Source organism: Synechococcus sp. W55.1 (assembly GCF_047461655.1).
GTDB lineage: Bacteria > Cyanobacteriota > Cyanobacteriia > Thermostichales > Thermostichaceae > Thermostichus.
Genome location: NZ_JANSHN010000004.1, coordinates 107,772 through 126,100 on the forward strand (window position 1 = coordinate 107,772; position 18,329 = coordinate 126,100).

General features: G+C 59.2%; 18 protein-coding genes. 5 read left to right on the top strand and 13 right to left on the bottom strand.

Translation table 11 applies throughout. From position 1 onward, the window contains the following. Positions 1 to 241: 241 nt before the first annotated feature. Entirely contained in the window at positions 242 to 3,457 is a 3,216-nt protein-coding gene (carB, locus tag NW816_RS03455; protein WP_414408243.1) for a carbamoyl-phosphate synthase large subunit, read from the bottom strand. 279 nt (positions 3,458 to 3,736) lie between these two features. Here carB and NW816_RS03460 point away from each other — a divergent pair, with 279 nt between their 5' ends. Both NW816_RS03460 and NW816_RS03465 read left to right on the top strand, forming a co-directional pair. Next, a complete protein-coding gene (locus tag NW816_RS03460; protein WP_071818136.1) occupies positions 3,737 to 3,970 on the top strand; it encodes a FitA-like ribbon-helix-helix domain-containing protein in 234 nt (77 codons plus the stop codon). Next, positions 3,954 to 4,379, top strand: coding sequence for a type II toxin-antitoxin system VapC family toxin (locus tag NW816_RS03465; RefSeq protein ID WP_414348624.1), 426 nt, complete (start codon positions 3,954 to 3,956; stop codon positions 4,377 to 4,379). The genes NW816_RS03460 and NW816_RS03465 overlap by 17 nt, the downstream gene beginning before the upstream one ends. Here the strand turns inward: NW816_RS03465 and NW816_RS03470 are convergent. The 7 genes from NW816_RS03470 to NW816_RS03500 are packed head-to-tail and all read right to left on the bottom strand — an operon-like array spanning position 4,374 to position 8,346. Continuing rightward, complete coding sequence (locus NW816_RS03470) at positions 4,374 to 5,054, bottom strand: Na(+)/H(+) antiporter subunit B (protein WP_414408244.1); 681 nt, start codon at positions 5,052 to 5,054, stop codon at positions 4,374 to 4,376. The two genes, NW816_RS03465 and NW816_RS03470, sit on opposite strands and share 6 nt — an antisense overlap. Further along, positions 5,051 to 5,572: a DUF4040 domain-containing protein gene (locus NW816_RS03475; protein WP_414357736.1), complete on the bottom strand. Its 522-nt coding sequence runs from the start codon at positions 5,570 to 5,572 to the stop codon at positions 5,051 to 5,053. The genes NW816_RS03470 and NW816_RS03475 overlap by 4 nt, the downstream gene beginning before the upstream one ends. Before the next feature lie 9 nt (positions 5,573 to 5,581). Then, complete coding sequence (locus tag NW816_RS03480) at positions 5,582 to 5,863, bottom strand: monovalent cation/H(+) antiporter subunit G (RefSeq protein ID WP_011431879.1); 282 nt, start codon at positions 5,861 to 5,863, stop codon at positions 5,582 to 5,584. Positions 5,864 to 5,882: 19 nt separating this feature from the next. Next, the gene (locus NW816_RS03485; protein ID WP_011431878.1) at positions 5,883 to 6,134 is read right to left on the bottom strand and encodes a hypothetical protein; all 252 of its coding nucleotides are present in this window, start codon (positions 6,132 to 6,134) and stop codon (positions 5,883 to 5,885) included. After that, positions 6,131 to 6,535, bottom strand: a complete 405-nt coding sequence (locus NW816_RS03490) for a cation:proton antiporter (protein WP_414408245.1) — start codon at positions 6,533 to 6,535, stop codon at positions 6,131 to 6,133. Before NW816_RS03490 ends, NW816_RS03485 begins: the two co-directional genes overlap by 4 nt. Next, complete coding sequence (locus NW816_RS03495) at positions 6,519 to 7,991, bottom strand: cation:proton antiporter (RefSeq protein WP_414408246.1); 1,473 nt, start codon at positions 7,989 to 7,991, stop codon at positions 6,519 to 6,521. Before NW816_RS03495 ends, NW816_RS03490 begins: the two co-directional genes overlap by 17 nt. Beyond that, the gene (locus NW816_RS03500) at positions 7,984 to 8,346 is read right to left on the bottom strand and encodes a cation:proton antiporter subunit C (RefSeq protein ID WP_414408265.1); all 363 of its coding nucleotides are present in this window, start codon (positions 8,344 to 8,346) and stop codon (positions 7,984 to 7,986) included. Before NW816_RS03500 ends, NW816_RS03495 begins: the two co-directional genes overlap by 8 nt. Before the next feature lie 346 nt (positions 8,347 to 8,692). Here NW816_RS03500 and glp point away from each other — a divergent pair, with 346 nt between their 5' ends. Further along, positions 8,693 to 9,940, top strand: coding sequence for a gephyrin-like molybdotransferase Glp (gene glp / locus NW816_RS03505; RefSeq protein ID WP_414408247.1), 1,248 nt, complete (start codon positions 8,693 to 8,695; stop codon positions 9,938 to 9,940). A 298-nt stretch (positions 9,941 to 10,238) separates the two neighbouring features. Next, positions 10,239 to 10,748 carry a MarR family winged helix-turn-helix transcriptional regulator gene (locus NW816_RS03510; RefSeq protein WP_414375135.1) on the top strand — a complete coding sequence of 170 codons (510 nt, stop codon included), beginning with the start codon at positions 10,239 to 10,241 and terminating at the stop codon, positions 10,746 to 10,748. Between the two features lie 68 nt (positions 10,749 to 10,816). Here NW816_RS03510 and NW816_RS03515 read toward each other — a convergent pair whose 3' ends face one another. Together NW816_RS03515 and NW816_RS03520 are read right to left on the bottom strand one after the other, a co-directional pair. Beyond that, positions 10,817 to 11,791, bottom strand: coding sequence for an ABC transporter permease (locus NW816_RS03515; RefSeq protein ID WP_414355801.1), 975 nt, complete (start codon positions 11,789 to 11,791; stop codon positions 10,817 to 10,819). Positions 11,792 to 11,871: 80 nt separating this feature from the next. After that, the gene (locus tag NW816_RS03520; protein WP_414375133.1) at positions 11,872 to 12,147 is read right to left on the bottom strand and encodes a hypothetical protein; all 276 of its coding nucleotides are present in this window, start codon (positions 12,145 to 12,147) and stop codon (positions 11,872 to 11,874) included. A 255-nt stretch (positions 12,148 to 12,402) separates the two neighbouring features. On the opposite strand from NW816_RS03520, the gene NW816_RS03525 reads away from it, so the two are divergent. Beyond that, positions 12,403 to 12,936, top strand: coding sequence for a TM2 domain-containing protein (locus NW816_RS03525; RefSeq protein ID WP_414408248.1), 534 nt, complete (start codon positions 12,403 to 12,405; stop codon positions 12,934 to 12,936). A gap of 18 nt (positions 12,937 to 12,954) precedes the next feature. Here NW816_RS03525 and NW816_RS03530 read toward each other — a convergent pair whose 3' ends face one another. From NW816_RS03530 to mfd, 3 genes are all read right to left on the bottom strand, one after another. Beyond that, positions 12,955 to 13,737, bottom strand: coding sequence for an ABC transporter permease (locus tag NW816_RS03530; protein WP_414408249.1), 783 nt, complete (start codon positions 13,735 to 13,737; stop codon positions 12,955 to 12,957). Continuing rightward, positions 13,734 to 14,708, bottom strand: a complete 975-nt coding sequence (locus tag NW816_RS03535) for an ABC transporter ATP-binding protein (protein ID WP_414408250.1) — start codon at positions 14,706 to 14,708, stop codon at positions 13,734 to 13,736. Before NW816_RS03535 ends, NW816_RS03530 begins: the two co-directional genes overlap by 4 nt. 76 nt (positions 14,709 to 14,784) lie before the next feature. After that, positions 14,785 to 18,237 carry a transcription-repair coupling factor gene (gene mfd / locus NW816_RS03540; protein WP_414408251.1) on the bottom strand — a complete coding sequence of 1,151 codons (3,453 nt, stop codon included), beginning with the start codon at positions 18,235 to 18,237 and terminating at the stop codon, positions 14,785 to 14,787. Between the last annotated feature and the right edge of the window lie 92 nt (positions 18,238 to 18,329).

The following is an 18,329-nucleotide window of genomic DNA, read 5'->3' on the forward strand; positions in this document are numbered from 1 at the left end:
TCAGGCTAGACAGTTTTAGGGATGCCGACAGGGATCCCTAACTTCCGCAACGGGAATGTGAAAAAAATGGATTTGTCGATACAAATCAGCACCGATATGTTGCAATTTGGAGGTCTTTGAGAGCTTCCCGGCGAAGGTCGGTCACTGGCAGTTGATGGCAGCCAAGCTTGAGCAGACGTTTCTTAAGGATAGGTTTAGGAAAGAGGTGCCGTCCGGGACCTGCTTTTTTTCCTCCAGAATCCTAGACAGAGAAAAAATCCTGCAAGCACTTCACCTGCAGGGATCCCGACTGCAAAGCACGGATGGCAGCCGCAGTGGCTTTGGCTCCTGCCAGGGTTGTCACCAGAGGGATCTTGTAGGCCAGGGCAGTGCGGCGGATCTTTTGGCCATCTTGCTGCGCCTCGACACCGGAAGGGGTGTTGATAATGAGCTGAATCTGGTGATTTTTGATGGCGTCGATGACGTGGGGCCGTCCCTCGTGCAGTTTGAGGACTTTATCCACCGGGATCCCGTGCTCGGCCAAAACCTTTTGGGTTCCTTCGGTGGCCAACAGGCGAAAGCCCAGCCCCACAAACTCGCGGGCTACCGGGATGACCGCCTGTTTATCCCGGTCGCTGACGCTGATGAACACCGTCCCCTGGAGAGGCAGATTCTGCCCCGCCGCCAGTTGGGCTTTGGCGTAAGCGCGGCCAAAGTCCGTGTCAATGCCCATCACCTCGCCGGTGGAGCGCATCTCTGGCCCCAGCAGCGTGTCGGTGCCGGGAAACTTGTGGAAGGGCAAAACCGCTTCTTTGACGGCAATGTGGGAGGGGATCACCTCCTGGGTAAAGCCCAGCTCGGCTAGGGTTTTGCCGCTCATCACTTGAGCGGCGTAGTCTGCCAGCGGATGGCCGATGGCCTTGCTGACAAAGGGGACGGTGCGGGAGGCGCGCGGATTGGCCTCCAGGATATAGACTTGACCTTTTTGGACGGCGTATTGCACGTTGATCAGGCCCACCACCTTCAGAGCTTGGGCCAACTTCACCGTCCACTCGCGGATCACCCGCAGTACCTCGGGGCTGAGGGTGCGGCTGGGCAATACACAGGCCGAATCGCCCGAGTGGATCCCGGCCTGCTCGATGTGCTCCAGAATGCCGCCGATGGTAACAGCGCCGGTGCGGTCGGCAATGGCATCCACATCCACCTCCACCGCCTCTTCCAGGAACTGATCCACCAGCACCGGACGATCCGGATCCACCGCCACCGCCAGTTGCATGTAGCGCTGCAAGTCTTGGTCGGAATAGACGATCTCCATAGCCCGTCCCCCCAAGACGTAGCTGGGCCGCACCACCACCGGATAGCCGATGCGGCGGGCAATTTCCAGGCTTTCTTCCACGCTGCGGGCAATGCCGTTGGCCGGCTGGCGAATATCCAACTCCCGCAAGATGCGCTCGAAGCGCCCCCGATCCTCAGCAATGTCGATGGAGTCGGGGGAAGTTCCCCAGATGGGAGCCTGGGCTGCTGCCAGCCCCTGCGCCAGCTTGAGGGGAGTTTGACCGCCAAATTGCACGATCAGGCCCACCGGCTGCTCAGCATCCACCAAGTTCATCACCTCTTCATGGGTGAGAGGCTCGAAATAGAGGCGATCGGCGGTGTCGTAGTCGGTGGAAACGGTTTCCGGGTTGGAGTTGACCATGATCGCTTCGTAACCCAGGCGGCTGAGGGCAAAGGCAGCATGGCAGCAGCAGTAGTCGAATTCGATCCCCTGGCCGATGCGGTTGGGGCCACCTCCCAAGATCATCACCTTCTCTTTGCGGGCCGGGAAAATCTCCGACTCGCTCTCGTAGGTGGAGTACTGGTAGGGGGTAGCAGCCTCAAATTCGGCAGCGCAGGTATCTACAGTTTTGTAGGTGGGGATCACCCCCAGGCTTTTGCGGCAGGCCCGCACCTGATGTTCCGTGGATCCAGTGAGGTGGGCAATTTGTCGGTCGCTGAAGCCCATTTGCTTGAGGTGTCTCAAGTCGTCAGCGCTCAGGGATCCCAGCTCCCGCCCCTTGAGGGCTTGCTCCACCTCCACCAACTCCTGCAGCTTGTCGATAAACCAGGGATCGATGTGGGTGAGTTGGGCAATCTCCTGGGCAGAAAAGCCCATGAGCAGAGCGGTGCGGATGGTGAGCAGGCGGAAGGGGTTGGGGGTGCGCAGGTTGGCCCGCACTTCCTCGGGCTTGGGGAAAACCTCCGGCCTATCGCTGCCAAAACCGGGACGGTCGATTTCCAAAGAGCGCAGGGCCTTCTGGATGGATTCTTGAAAAGTGCGGCCAATGGCCATCGCCTCCCCCACCGATTTCATCTGGGTGGTGAGAACCGGCTCTGCGCCGGGGAATTTTTCAAAAGCAAAGCGAGGGATCTTGGTGACCACATAGTCGATGGTGGGCTCGAAGCTGGCCGGAGTTTTGCGGGTGATGTCGTTGGGGATCTCCGGCAGCGTGTAGCCCACTGCCAATTTGGCGGCAATTTTGGCGATGGGAAAGCCGGTGGCCTTGCTGGCCAAAGCAGAAGAGCGGGAGACCCGCGGGTTCATCTCGATCACCCGCACCTCGCCGTTGGCAGGGTTGACGGCAAATTGCACGTTGGATCCCCCGGTCTCTACGCCAATTTCGCGCATGATGGCGATGGCATAGTCCCGCAGCCGCTGGTATTCTTTGTCGGTGAGGGTTTGGGCCGGGGCCACGGTGATGGAGTCGCCAGTGTGCACCCCCATCGGGTCGATGTTTTCTATGGAGCAGATGATTACCACGTTATCCGCCAGATCCCGCATCACCTCCAGCTCAAACTCCTTCCAGCCGATGACCGATTCTTCCACCAAGATTTGGGAAACGGGGCTGGCCTCCAAGCCGGCAGCGCAGATCTCTTCAAACTCCTCCTGGTTGTAAGCCACCCCACCACCGGTGCCCCCCAGGGTATAGGCCGGGCGGATGATGAGGGGATAGCCGATCTCCTGGGCAATCTGCTTGGCTTCTTCCAGGGTGTGGGCCAGGCCAGAGCGGGGCACGGCCAAGCCAATCCGCTGCATGGCTTGCTTGAAAAGATCCCGGTCTTCGGCTTTTTCAATGGCCTCCCGCTTGGCCCCAATCAACTCCACCCCGTACTGCTCCAGGATCCCTTGCTGGGCCAGTTGCACCGCCACGTTGAGGGCCGTCTGGCCGCCCATGGTGGGCAGCAAAGCATCAGGGCGCTCCCGCTCGATAATTTTGGCCACAAAGTCCACCGTCACCGGCTCGATGTAGGTGCGCTCCGCCATACTGGGATCCGTCATGATGGTGGCGGGGTTAGAGTTGACCAAAACGACCTCATAGCCCTCTTCCCGCAGGGCTTTGCAGGCTTGGGTGCCCGAGTAGTCGAACTCACAGGCTTGGCCAATGACGATCGGCCCCGCTCCAATGAGCAAGATTTTGTGGATATCGGTGCGGCGCGGCATAGGGATCCCACCAGGTGGCAGAGTCAGCCTTCTATTGTAGAGGTCACCTGCAGGTCAAGTTGCTCATCGGGATCCCTCTTTTTTGAGTGTTGCGCTTTCAAAGGCTATGCACAGCAGGCAGAGCTTGGATCCCTGGCAGGCAGGAGTTCTCTGGGGCAACCCGCAAAAGGGCAGCTTCTTCATCAGTATCAATAGACGGGAAAACTTGAACTTTAGATGATATCAATGCTATCGTCGCAGCAAAGCCGCCCAGGGATCTGCCGATCGAGGAAACGCTCTATGGCCACGTTAATTGTTCGCAATGTTGACGAAGCCATTGTCAAAGCTCTCAAACAAAGGGCTAGTCGTCACGGCGTTAGTGCAGAGGCCGAACACCGCAAAATCCTAGAGCAAGTCTTACTCCAGCCTGCGAAACAGTCCTTTGCCGAAGTGCTCAGATCGATACCTAACGTTGGCAACGATTCAGACTTTGAGCGGGTGCAAGATAACACTGCCCATGACGTATTTGCTTGACACTAACGTCATCAGTGAGCTGCGCAAACACAGTCAAGCCAACTCCGGGGTTCAAGAATTTCTTCAAACTGCCATTGAGCAAGAGGCCCGCATCTACATCAGCGTGATCACGCTGGGCGAACTCCGCCGAGGCGTTGAACTCATGCGCCATCGCGGCGATCATCTGCAAGCCAACCTTCTGGAGAGGTGGCTGCAAACGGTTGTCGATGACTATGCCGATCACATTCTTGATTTCACAATTACCGAAGCCCAGGTATGGGGAAGCCTGTGCGTACCTCACTCTCAAAATGCGATTGACAAACAACTGGCTGCTACAGCCTTGGTTTACGGACTTACCCTGGTTACTCGCAATGTCCGTGATTTTGCCGGGACAGGGGTACCTCTCATTAACCCATTTAGACCCTCATAACAAGCCGCGGTAGCGAATAAAGATCAAAACTGCCGCCCAGGATCCCAGCGCCACTTTGATCGCCACCAGAATATTGAGAATCGGGATCCAGCCGCCGCTAAACAGAGCTCCCAACTCCCCTCTGGGCAATTCCCAGCCGGCCAGAGCCACCACGGCCACCCCGATAAACGTCACCACCGACAGCTTCTCCCACATCGCAGCCCGCCACCGTTTGTAGATGGCCTCCATCCAGGTGGAAGAGGCGGTGATCGCCACCAAGCCAATGGCCGTCCCCCCCGCCACCCCGGCAGCAAAGCCTCCGCCCGGCGTCAGGTGCCCTCGAATGGCCAGCTCCACCGCGATCAAAGCCGAAATGGTGGCTCCCACTCGCGCCAACACAATCGAGGGAATATCGGTAAATTGAGCTACATTGGCTGTCGGCTGCTCATCCGCCAGCAGATATTGGGCGCCCAAAATTGCCGTGGAAAACACCACCACTTCAAAGACCGTATCGTAGAGGCGGTTGCGCAGAATGAGACCCGTCACCGTGTTGGGCACACCGCTTTCGCTGGCCAGAATCTCCACTGCCTCGACTAAAGCTACGCCCGCTGCGCGATTGGGGGAAACGGATCCCGCCTCGCCCACAATGAGCTGTAGGGCTGCCAGCAGCACCGCTATCCCGTACACCCACTTCATGTCGCCATCACCTCAGCGGCCAGAGCTTGCTGCGCCAAAATGGCCTGCAGGCGGGGTACGCGTGTAACCAGGCGATACTCTGCTGCTTCTCCACCGGGCTCAAGGGCAATGGTGTGTACCTCTCGGCTGCGAAGAGCAGCCACCAACGCCTCCGAACTCCCATAGGCGGCCAACTCCAAGCGCATGTGATACCGCTGTAGCCCTTGGCGCATCTGCTGTAACAACTGCCGTGCTGCTGAGGTACTGGCCTCCAGCACAGGGCTGCCTTCAAGAACGCCCAGGCGCATACTCAGCGAAGAGCGCACCGCAATGGCGTAGAGGGTAATGGAAAGCATAGTGCCCACCAGCGCCTCGGTCAGAGCCACATCCGCCGCCCCAAACAGCGCGTAGATCAAGGCGGCAATTGTCCCCAGGATCCCTCGCATTACCAAGGCGTGGTAGGGATTGGTCTGAGTCACCACCAAGCTTGCCGTCAGGGGCAGGAGTAACGCCATCACCAGCAACAGGGTCTCTTCCATCCTGCCCTCCTATAGGGACTTGCGCTGCGAGCAAAACGCCAGCACATAGCCCAGAATGGTATTCCAAATAGCCAGGGAGATCAGTGCCAACACCAACAGGGGCCATTCCCGTGGGATCCGCAACAGCAGCCCCAGCATGATGCTCATAGAGCCCAGGGTGTCCGACACCGAAAGGCCGTGCAGCTTAAATAAAATCGAGCGATCCCCAAGGAGCGGCGCCGTTCCCCACAACCAAAACAGCACACCAATCCCAAACAACAGATAGCTCAGACCTTCCACCCAGACTTCCATACCTACCCCCAGGGCCTTTCTAAAGCATTTCCAGCCGTTTCAGTACATGAGCCAAGAGCATTAAGGCCGCATTGCCCACCGACAAAATCAAAACCCCCACAATCCCGATCATCCAATCATCCCGCACCACCGACACCACCAAAATCAGGATGGCCGTCTTCGTGGCCAGGCTGGCAAAGGCGAGCATCGTTTGCCAGATATCTTCCTTTAGCCAAGCGGCGTACAGGGGCAAGCACAGCGTTAGGGTCAGCAGAAACAGCAGTAAGTTCACACGTCCTCCCGCGGCTTGAGCAGATGGACTTCATAGGTGCCTTGGGCATTGCAATTGAGCACAATGGTTTTGGGCGTGAAGGTAATTAAAAAAATATCCAGAAACACCAGCCCCGCCGAACGGTTGGGCAGGGTTTGTTTGTAAACGACCTCCTCAACAGTGTGGGGTTTGAGGATCATCTCGAAGGCTTCCCAGTAGGCTCTTGGGATGGCCAAAAGAATTTCCTGGAGCACCCGCCCCCAATCCCGCCATTGCACCGGTGCAGAAGCCTGGCGCGGCAGCAGCAGTGTTGCCGCTACCCCAATGGCCACATTGTCCCAGCTCAGATTGCCCGTCAGCAAAAACCAAATCAAGAGGCGCAGGCCGATCTCCAATAGACCCAACTCAGGGTAGCGTCCCATAGTTCCCCACAGCTAACAGAGCCCAAACCAGCACCAACACTATGCTCAAGCCGCCCACCACTGCTTCCAGCCCTTCGTTCACCGACCCTCCCTTCAAAGGGATCCGCTCCCAAAACCAGCCTAGGGGGATCCCAACGCCCAAACTGAGGAGCGCCTTGAGAAGATTGTCAGCGCCAAAGGCCGCCGGCAGCCAGCCCCAGAGCAAGCCCCCACCCCAGAGCACCAGTGCCACTTTATCTTGCCAAGGAGTTGCAGAGGTGGCGTCCCCCTTCATGGGAGAAGCAGGTGCCCGCAGCACTCGCACGCCTAAACACGTGGTGCCGACGGTAACCCCCACCAACAGCCACTCGTGCCAGGGATCCAGAGCAGATAAGCTGAGGGCCTTGGCCGCATACCCCAAACTGCCGGGTACCCCTGCCAGGGAAGCCGTCCCCAAGAGCAGCATCGGCCAACGCCAGGGATGGGTCACGCTTGTTCCAACAAACAGCAAGGGCTTTGCCAACCCATGGGCAAGACCGTACAAACCCGCCCATTGAGGGGCAGCAATCACAAATCCCATCTGCGATACCGAGCTCCAGGCGAGAAGGTGCTGGGGCGTGCTCGCCATCAGGGCCAGTAGGATCCCGAAAACGGCTGAACCGGCGCTCAAGTAGGGCAACCCCTGGGCCAAGATCGGCGAAGCCTCGCTGCAGCGCACCAAGGCCATGGCTCCTGCTTTGGTCGTAAAACCGCTGAGCACCGCCGCGATAACGGGATCCGCGGTAGCATAGGTGAGAGGCAGCCACAGGCCGGCAACGAAGATCGCCCCCTTGGCCAAAAGACCCACAGCAATCAGCGCCAAGGCTGTGGGGTCGGCCATAGTTAAACTGCTCATCGCCAGGGATCCCGTGCGCACATAGACCAGGATTGCGCCCATCAGGTAGAAGAGCATGGCCACATTGCTCATGAAAAGGTAGCGCAGCCCCACCCAGAGCTGGCGATCGCGGTGCGGAGCATTTTCTTCCACTGTGGGTTGGCCCTCAGCCCGCCGCCCATAGGTCAGCAGCAAAAACACGCCGATGCTGAGCACCTCCAGGGAAACGTAGACGCTGATCAGGTCGGCACTGATGACGACAGCATTGGCGCTACCGTGGACGATCAGCAACTGCATGGCCAGAAAGCGGCTGCCCGCAAAGCGTCTATCCAAATACAGGGCCACTCCTAGCGTGACCAGGCCGTGGGCCAAGAGCATCGCTGCTCCATTGGCATCGATCCGCAGCGTCACCCCGAAGTGATCCAAAAGCTGCAGCTCCAAGGGCGCAGCGGTTGTGCCGGGCAAGCCCCCCTGCTGCACCGCATAGGCCACCGTCAGCGCGGCCATCCCCACCAAGCTGGGACGGGTCAGGGCCGGCATCAAGTAGGTTGTGAAGGCCAGCAGAAAGGGCAATGCCACCCACACCAGCGTCAGCTCAGTCATCGGTAGAAGTGCTCTGCGCCCCTGACGCGACTGCCTGTTCGATGCTCTCGACTTCGAGGGTGGGATGATTGCGGGACAGCTTCATCACCCCCACCAACATCAAGGCTTGTACCGATAGGCCAATGACGATGGCCGTGAGGATGATCCCCTGAGGCACCGGGTCGGCATAGTCCAGCTCGCGCCAGGGTTTGTAGATGGGGGTGAACACACCGCTCCGGGCTGCCCAGATCACGAAGAAGGCGATGACCCCGGTGCTCATGACATCCATAGACAGGATCTTCATAATGAGGTTGCGCTTAACCACGACTCCCCAGAAGCCAAGGAAGATCGTGAGGATGACGGCGGCATTTAACATAGACACCTCGCTTGCTGCACTCGAGCTATCCGGTGGCTCAGTCGTCCTAAGGCTACGCCCGCTACGTGACCAGTATCCAGCTTCCGCAGCCGCGGCAGCCAGATAGCCTGTGGCCGGCTGCAACGCTGCCGGGATCCCCATCTCCCCAACAAGGCCGGGATCCCGAAGTAGAAAGAGTTGCAGACTCCGAATAAGCAACTTGACCCGACTTCTTGCCAGCTCTGGGGCTTGGTGGGATCCTGGTCATACACTTCTCATGCCAAGGTCGGAATTGATGGCCGCTGTCCGCAGTTTAAGTTGTTTTTAATGGCCTTGGCGGAACCGACTTCTGGATGCTGAAGATAAGGTGTTGGAGAAGGGGGTTGTAAAAGCCGTGATGCTGCCGGTGGCCGAAGCAGAAGCCCTGATTTTGCAGGCGGTTCAGCCGCTGGGCACAGAGTGGGTGGAGCTGGGATCCGCCCAAGGCCGCGTTCTCAGCCAAACTTTGTATAGCCCCCAAGATTTTCCGGCCCGGCCCACCTCCAGTATGGATGGCTATGCCGTGCGCCATGAAGATGTGCAAGCGGGGATCCCTTGTGAGCTGCAGGTGATTGAGACTCTCCCCGCCGGAAAGGCACCCACCCGAGAGCTCCAGCCTGGACAAGCGGTGCGTCTCTACACCGGCTCCCTCTTGCCCAGCGGTGCGGACACCGTGGTGATGCAGGAATACACGCAGCAACCTTCGCCAGGAACCGTTCGCCTCTTGCAGCGTCCGCAGCGGGGCCAATTTGTCCGGCCTCAGGGAGACTTTGCCCGCCAGGGGGATCCCGTTCTGTTGACAGGGCAGGCTTTGGGTGGAGCGGAGCTGGCCGTTTTGGCTGCCATCCGACAGGCGATGGTGCCGGTGTTTCGTCAGCCTCGGGTGGCCCTGTTCTCGACAGGGGATGAGTTGGTGCCCATCCAGCAGGTGCCGGAGCCGGGGCAGGTTGTGGATTCCAACCAGTACGGCTTAGCGGCTCTGGTCAAGGCAGCGGGTGGGATCCCGATCCAGTTGGGCATCGTGCCGGATCGGCCCCAGGTGTTGCGGCAGGTCGTCCAGCAGGCCCTGGCCTCTGCCGATGGGGTGATCTCTTCTGGAGGGGTATCGGTGGGGGATTTTGACCTGGTGGAAAAGGTGCTGGAGGAGTTGGGAGGCGAGATTTTCATCCGCAGTGTGGCCATCAAGCCGGGCAAACCCCTGACGGTGGCCCGTTTTCCCAATCCCCACGGCCCTCCCAAGCTCTACTTTGGCCTGCCGGGCAACCCTGCCTCTGCCCTGGTGACCTTCTGGCGCTTTTTGCACCCGGCTCTGCGAAAAATGGGCGGATCCCTGCCCCCCTACTGGCAGATCCTCTCCGCCTTCAGCGCTGTGGATCTGCATGCCGACGGTCGGCGGGAACACTACCTCTGGGGACGGCTGCAGGTCAAGCCCGAAGGGATCCGATTTCAGCCCGCCGCCAACCTCAATTCCGGCAATCTCATCAGTCTGGCCGGCTGCAATGCCTTGGCTGTGCTGCCGGTGGGAACAACCCAGATCCCTGCCGGTTCGCCCGTTCAGGTGCTGCAACTGCCCTAGAGATCCCTGGCCCTTCTTTCGCTGCTGCCGGAATAACCGTCATAGTCGTTTCAGTTTAGGATGAGATACCCGAGCTACTGGTCGCGCCAGCGGGACGGAGTCCTTGAAAAGCCTTCTGGCCCAGTGCATTCAATGTTTTAGGGTTTTAGGCATAGGTGCAGTATCCTGGCTTGGATCGAAATGACCACAATTTGCGTTAGAACTGTACTACGGTGGGCTATCATAGAGCCGAGACTGTCCTTTGGGGTTGAGTTCCCTCAGGACTCTGTTCCACCAACGCGAACAGCGATCTTCAACCATGCCCACTCCCGCTAACTCTCCTCCTCTTCAAAGCGACGAGGTTCTCAACCCTGAGGACTCCGTTCCGCTGACGCGGACGGTGGCGGCGGCCCGTGAGCCTTTTTTGGGGCTGTTGCGAGACCTGGCGCGGGCCTACCAAGCCTTTGAAAATTATGCCGGGGTTCATATTCGGCAAATGGGGCTGACCGCCCCCCAATTTGATGTGTTGGTGACCCTCGGCAATACCCCTGGGATGACCATGAATGTCCTGGCCCAAAAAACGCTGGTGACCAAAGGGACACTGACCGGCATTGTGGATCGCCTGGAACAAAAAGGGCTGGTGCGCCGGGAAGTGCCCCCGGAAAACCGACGCTGCTTTAAGGTCGTGCTGACAGAGGCGGGGGAAAAACTGTTTGAGGAAATTTTCCCGGCCCACATCGCCTACTTGAAAGAGCGTTTCCAAAAGCTGGATCCCTCGGAAATGGCGCAGATCCAGGCTTGCCTTAAAAAACTGCAGGCTATTTTCTAGCGCTTTCAGATTCCCCTCTCCGATCCGGCTGATCAGCGACCCCCAAGCCGCAGTGCCGGAAGCAACCTCTAGCCCGGTTCAAACGGCTGCCCCAGAGCTGCCGGCGGAGTGGCCTTCACCGCCTGCTGGATCCAGCGCCGCAGCCGAGGTGGGATCCCGCGCAAGCCGTACTCCCACCATTCCCCAGAAGTGAGCACCAACACCAAAATCATCAACACAAAGGGAGCCACCGTAAAAACTTGGGTGGGCACGGCGCGGATGGTAGTCTGGGCAACTCCGGCAAAGGACTGCAAAATGCCGAACAGGTAGGCCCCCAGGGCTACCCGCAAGGGGTTCCAGCCGCCGAAGATGACGATGGCCAAAGCAATCCAGCCATACCCTGCTGTATGTCGGTGGCTCCAGCCGGCCTTGAAATCCAGAGAAAAAGCAGCTCCCGCCAAGCCCAATAGGGATCCCCCCACAAGGGTATAGACATAGCGCCAGAAAATGACATCGGTGCCCCGGGCAAAGGCTGCTGCCGGCTGTTCTCCCATGGCCCGCAACATCAGGCCAGGCCGAGTGCGATAAAAAAAGAACCAAGTTCCCCCGATGAGCGCGTAGCTGGCGTACAGCAACAGATCCCCTCGGAACAGGAGCGGCCCCAGCAGTGGCACCTCTCTCAAGAAGGGGATCGGCAGGCTGGGCACCGTTGGCCCTGGGATCCGCACGAACGGATTGCCCAAAAAGGAAGACAAATCCGCCCCCAACAGGGCCAAGACAAAACCAATGGCAATTTGGGATCCCTTCAGGGTCAGCGAGCCGAAGGCCACAATCCCAGCAAACAGCACTCCCACAGCGGCGGCAGCCAAAAAGCCCAACGCCAGACTTCCCGTCAGCTTGGCCACGGCGAACCCAACCATGGCGGCCAGCATGATCGTCCCCTCTGCGGAGAGATTGATCACCCCCGCCCGCTCGGTAATGGTTTCCCCTATGCAGGCAAAGACCAACGGTGTGGCGGTGGCAATGGCAGTAGAGAGAATGGCGACCAGTTGAGCAGCGTTCATGATGGGCCTGTCGAGAACTCGGGTTGGGTTGATGCATTTGCAGTTGCTGCGCGAATGCGCCTGTTGATCTGGGCATCGCCTCAGCCCAACACCCAGAGCATGAAAGCCACCCCCAAGGTGACGGCGCCGAACAGAGCATAGCTGATCTGGCGCAGCGGCCTCAGTTGCATAGCATGGAGAGCTTTGAGCCAGTCTAACCCCAAGGATTCCACGAAGCGATCCAACACCGCTTGCATCGGATAGGCATAAACCGATCCCTGCTCTTTAAAGTTCACCAGCACGACCAGCAGCGTGGCGTAGCCCCAGAGGCCGCCCCAGAGCACAGCGCTCAACCCGATTAAAATTGGCTCGAGCATTGACCTTCCCTATGAGTGTGCCCACCGTTCGCGATGGCAGGACGGAGTTCTTCGAGCTTGGGGAGCTTCAGATCTCATTATTCCGGTTCTTTTCCCGTTGAGGCTGCCCTCCCTCAGGCAGTAGCCTAGAAGGGGTCCAAGCTCGCTTTTAGAGGTAAAGGGATTGGTTTTGCCGGTTCTCTTCTGCCCGTCCAGGCCAGGAGATGACAGACTTAGACTTGGAGTACCCGCTCAAAGTTATCTCGTCAAATCCCCATGAGTTCTCGCTACCTGCTGCCCCCCGCCGAACCCAAATCCGTCGGTACCGCCTACATCCTCTGGGCGTTGGGCATATTCGGGATCTGTGGCGTCCATCGCCTCTACCTGGGCAAGACCGGCACAGGCGTTCTCTGGCTGTTCACCTTTGGCCTGTTGGGCATTGGGCAGTTGATCGACCTGTTTTTGATCCCAGGCATGGTGGAAAATCACAACTTCAAACTGGCAGTTCTACAGGGATCCCGACCCTCCCCATCCCCAGCTTCCTCAAAAACCACCTCAGCACCTCCTCAGCCCCTCAAAGGTCAAGCTCTGATGCGGGAGATCCTGCGGCTGGCCCAACAGCGGCAAGGGATCCTCACCCTTGCGGAGATAGCTATCGACTTACCTGCCGACTTTGACGAAATTGAAAAGGCGCTGCAAGAGCTGAGCCGGCGGAGCATGGCTTTCCCCGAAAACAACCCGGTCACTGGAGCGGTAGAATACCACTTCCCTCACCTGCTGCACCGCTCCCCCGACCAACGTTCGCTCTAGATGCCCTCCTGCAGACCTCTACTGGGATCCCAGGATCCCTCGGCGCTTGGCTGCCCGAACCGCCCGGCGAAAGGTCAGCAAGCCCAGGCCGAAGTAGAAAACGCCGCTGGTCAGAGCCATGATCAGCCGCACGGGATCCAAGCCCGCCTCCCGCACCATCACGTCTCGCAGCAGCCCAGCCCCCGCCGTCATGGGCAGACTTTGCCCTAGCCACCTCAGGGATCCCGGCCATTCTTCCGTGGGAGCAGCCAACAGAAAAAGCAAGCCGAATTGGCTGATAATTAAAAGCTGCTGAATTCGCTTCCAAATCAGAGCGGCGGATCCCAGCAAAAACGAGAAGCCGTAGGCCCCCAGCACCACGCTCACCAAAGGCAACACCAAAGCAGGGGGAAACCGCAACCGGCTGCCCGTCAGCAATAAGATGACGCCCAGAATGACGACGACAATGGAAAAGCGCAACACCAAGCTGGCACAAGCCCGTGCCAAGAAGAGAGTGGCTGCCGAAAATGGCGAGAGCAACACCTGCTCCAAGGTGCCTGTCTGGGCTTCCACCTGCAGGTTGAGGGCGATGTCGTTCACCACAAAAATGACCAGCGTCCAGAGCACATAGCCGATCACCACCGCATCCAACCGTTCGCCAAATTGGGAGGCAGGCCCTGCCACATATTGGGCGCCGGCAAAGAGGGCATAGAAGAAGAACGTGGTGATCAGGATCCCGCCCAGGGCCTCCGCCGGATAGCGAATGTACTGGATCCAGGCCCGCTTCAGTTCAGCCCAAAACAGGTGTATCACCGGCATCATCCTTGCCCCTCTCCCCTTTTCAACAACTCGAGGAAAATATGGGTGAGATCGGCTTCCTCTCGTTTGAGGCTGAGCAAGGGCAAAGGCTTCAAGATCTCCAGCACCTGATAGAGCATCTCTGGCGGGCCGCTGAACCGCACCCGATGGGATCCGAGAATCTCCACCCCTTGGCGGGCCAGTTGTTCAAACCTCCAGGGATCCAGCCCCTGTTCCAGCTCGATCCGGTAAGTACCGACGGCGCCGGCAAAGTGCCGGATCAACTCTCCCGTGGGGGCTTGGGCGATGATCACCCCTTGTCGAATAACGGCTACCTGATCCGAGAGCGCTTCCGCAATATCCAGTTGATGGGTGGTGAGCAAGATGGCTCGACCCGAAGCGGCAATTTGGCGGATCAGGGATTTCACCGCTTGCGCCGATTCCACATCCAACCCCAGGGTGGGCTCATCCAGCAGCAACAGGGCCGGTTGATGCAGGAGGGCGACGGCAATGGCCACCTTCTGCTGCATGCCCCGCGAAAGGGTTTGCACGGCCACATCTTGTTTCTCCTGCAGGCCAAAGGTCTCCAGCAGCTCTAACCCCCGTTGCCGAGCGGTTCTGGGGGATAGCCCCCGCAGCACACCGAAGTACTCCAGGTTCTGTAGGGGGGTCATCCGCCAGTAGAGGTTGCGATTGCCTTCCAGCACTGCCCCCACCTGGGCCAGGGCCCCCGGATCGGTATGGGGATCCCGTCCAAGAATGCGCACTGTGCCCGCGTCCGGTTGGATCAGCCCGGCAATGAGCTTGATGGTGGTGGTCTTGCCGGCCCCGTTGGGCCCCAGAAAAGCCAGGATCTCCCCTGCCGCCATCGTCAGGGAGACATCCACCACCGCCCGCACCTCCTTGCTCCCCTGCCGGTAGGTCTTCTGCAGGTGGTGGGCTTCTAGAACTTTACATGACGCGAACACGATGCAAAAAGGAGGGCAAAAGTTCAAACAGAGGAAGGCCGCCCACCCATCCCACTTTCTCACATCAGAGCATGAACCCACCCCGAGAGGGATCCAGCAGGATTCAGGAGGTTGTCAGGGCCAAACTCATTTTGTCTAGCCACTGCAAAAGGCTCTCCAGTTGCTGCGCTGCCGGTACCATCCCCAGACCCCGCACCGTCACCTTGCCCGGTTGGTAAACAAAGCGAGGCTGCAGGTGAGTGGGCAGGGCCTCTTTCAGGCGATTCCAAGCGGGCTCCTCCATGGGGGTTTCCAAAAGCACATGCTCTTTGGCCGGTTTGATGCGGGAAAAGCCCAGGGCTCGGGCCAGCACCTTCAGCTCCATTACCCGCAGCAGCTCCTGAGTGGGCTTGGGCAGGGGGCCAAAGCGGTCTTGCCATTCTTGGGCAATTTGCAACAGCTCGACCCGAGAGCCAGCAGCGGCCAGTTGTCGATAAGCCTGCATCTTTTGATCTTCGTCGGGAATATAGCTTTGCGGGATCATAGCGGTAACATTCAGGTCGATTTGCGTGTCCTCCACCTGCGGGATCTCCTGGCCGCGAATTTCTCGAATAGCCTCTTGCAGCATCTCCAGGTAAAGATCGAAGCCCACTGCATTGACTTGCCCCGATTGCTGCGTTCCCAACAGGTTGCCAATGCCGCGAATTTCCATATCCCGCATTGCCAACTGATAGCCGGATCCCAGTTGGGTAAATTCCTGAATGGCCTGTAGGCGTTTGCGGGCCTCCTCGGTGAGGATCCCGTCTTCTCGGTAAAACAGCCAAGCATGGGCTTGGATCCCGGCCCGGCCCACCCGCCCCCGCAGTTGGTACAACTGAGCCAATCCAAACTCCTGGGCATTTTCAATCAAGATGGTATTCACTCTGGGGATATCCAAACCCGATTCGATGATGGTGGTACAGACCAAAATATCGGTCTCGCCATTGTTAAAGGCCAGCATGGTGGATTCCAGCTCTCCTTCCGGCATTTGCCCGTGGGCAATGGCAATGCGGGCGCCGGGCACCCATTCCCGCAATTTGGCGCTGGCTTCTTCGATCCCTTCGATGCGGTTGACCACATAAAACACTTGCCCACCCCGATCCAATTCCTGGCGGATGGCTGTGCGGACAACCTCAGGATTGTAGGGCGAAAGGTGAGTTTTAATGGGCCGACGGGAAGGCGGGGGAGTTTGGATCAGGCTCATTTCCCGCAGCCCCGACAAGGCCATATACAGGGTGCGCGGGATGGGGGTGGCGGTGAGCGTCAGCACATCCACCTGGGTTTTCAGCAGCTTAATCTTCTCTTTTTGGTTGACGCCAAATCGCTGCTCTTCGTCAATCACCAAAAGGCCTAAATCCCGAAATTGCACATCCTTGCCCAAAAGCTGGTGGGTGCCCACCACAACATCCAGTTCGCCGCTTTTGAGACGGGATAGGATTTCTTTTTTCTCCTCCGAGGTGCGGAAGCGGTTGAGCAGCCCCACTTGAATGGGATAGGGAGCAAAGCGCTCTTTGAGGGTGTGGTAGTGCTGCTGGGTAAGAATGGTGGTTGGCGCCAGGAGAGCTACTTGCTTGCCGGCGGTTACGGCTTTGAAAATGGCACGGATTGCCACCTCTGTTTTGCCAAAGCCCACGTCCCCACACAGCAGCCGATCCATAGGGCGTGGAGATTCCATATCCCGCTTGATCTCCTGGACAGCTCGGAGTTGATCCGGCGTCAGGGGATAGGGGAAAGAATCTTCCAGCTCCTGTTGCCAGGGAGAATCGGGCGGGAAGGCATAGCCCTCCTGTTCGGCGCGTTTGGCATAGAGCTGCAGCAGGTCAAAGGCCACTTTTCGCAGGCTCTTTTTCACCTTCTGTTTGGTCTTTTCCCAGGTGCTGCCGGACATCTTGTGCAGGGCAGGTGGTCCATCCCCGCTGGCGCGGTAGCGGGAAAGGGAGTTGACCTGGTCGGCAGCCACCCGCAACAGGCCATCGCTGTATTGAATAACCAGGTACTCGCGGGTTTCGCCCCCGATGGTGAGGGTTTCCAGGCGCAGGAATTGGCCGATGCCATGGGCCTTGTGGACAACAAAATCCCCCGGCTTGAGCAGGTTGGGATCCACCTGGCGAGAGCTGGCCTGGCGGCGCTTGCGCACATAAGTAGGGGTGGCCAGGCTGTGCTGGCCGAAAAACTCGCGGTCGGTGAGCACCACCCATCCCAGCGTGGGCAGGAGAAACCCCTCCAGATCGGCCAAGCCGGAGTACTTCAGGGCCACCGGGGTGTAAGACTGTAGCTGCCGCTCGATGGCGGGGAAGTCTTTGGGGTTGGGCACATACTGGGCGGGGCAGTCGTGTTCTTGCAGCAGAGCCACGGTGCGGGAGGGCTGGGCAGAGAGGATCCACACCTGCAACTGCTGCTTGCGGTACTCGCGCAGGGTTTTGGCCAGGGATCCAAACTGGTGGGGAGCAGTAGGCACAGGCCGGCTTTTTAGGTCAAGGGCAGCTTCGGCTTCGCCAGCAGGGGCAAAGGTGCGGGCCAACAGGCAGGGGAAGGGATCCCAGTCGGGAGCCTTGAGATCAAAGGGGCGGTGGAAAGGCACCAGAGCTGGCTCGCTGGCCCGGGCCAGCTGCCACTGCTCCTGGGCGTGGCTTAGCCACTGCCGGCTGTGGGCTTGGCACTGCTCCGGCTCGTCGATCAGGATCAAAGCCTCGGGATCCAGATAGCTCAGCAGGTTGGCTGGCGGATCGTAGAGCAGGCCGAGAAAACGGCGCAAGCCCTCCGGGGGGGTGGGCGACTGCTCCAACTGCTGCCGTAGGCCCTGGGAGAGCTGATCGGCTTTTTCCTGCAGAGCCGGCCAGAGGATGGGCCCGTAGCCGGTGGGAGTTAGCCAGACATGGGGGATCCCATCTTGGGAGCGCTGGCTGACTGGGTCAAACTCCCGCAGTCGCTCCAGCTCGTTGCCAAACCACTCTAGGCGCACCGGCCATTCGCAGGCCACCGGGAAAACGTCGAGAATGTCGCCCCTTTGGCTCCACTCCCCTTCGCTTTCCACCAGGCTTACCCGCCGATAGCCCAGACGAGCCAACTGCTGCCCCAACTGCTGCGGCGACATCTCCAGGCCGGGTTCCAGCTTGAGGCAAAAGGCCCGAAACACCTCTGGAGGGGGAAGGTGGGGTTGGAGGGCCCGCTCCGTGGCTACAATGGCCATGTCCTTCCTGCCCTGGAGACCATCGGCCAGCACCTGAAACTGACCCCACACCAGCTCCGGTTCCAGGTCAAAAGGTTCGTAAGGGGAAGCCTCGGAGGTGGGGTAGAGCTGCACCGTCTCCCAGCCCATGCCCTCCAATTGCGCTGTCCAGCGGCCTGCCTCCTCCAAGGTGGCGGTGACCACCAGCAGGGATCTTCCCTCCTGCTGGGCCAAAGCCGAGGCGATCAACCCCTTCGGGATCCGCCCTGCCCCCTGCAGATCTGCCTGTCGCCGTGATCTCAACCGGGCGGCCAACTCTTGCATCAAGCCAGATTGGGCCAGAAAGCGCACCAGCGGGATAAACGACATCTTCCACCCCACACTGCAAACTGCGATCCCAACAAGCAGGGATCCCAATTCTGGCAGGCTCCGGGGACAATCAGCAGCCGTCTGCTGGCGCT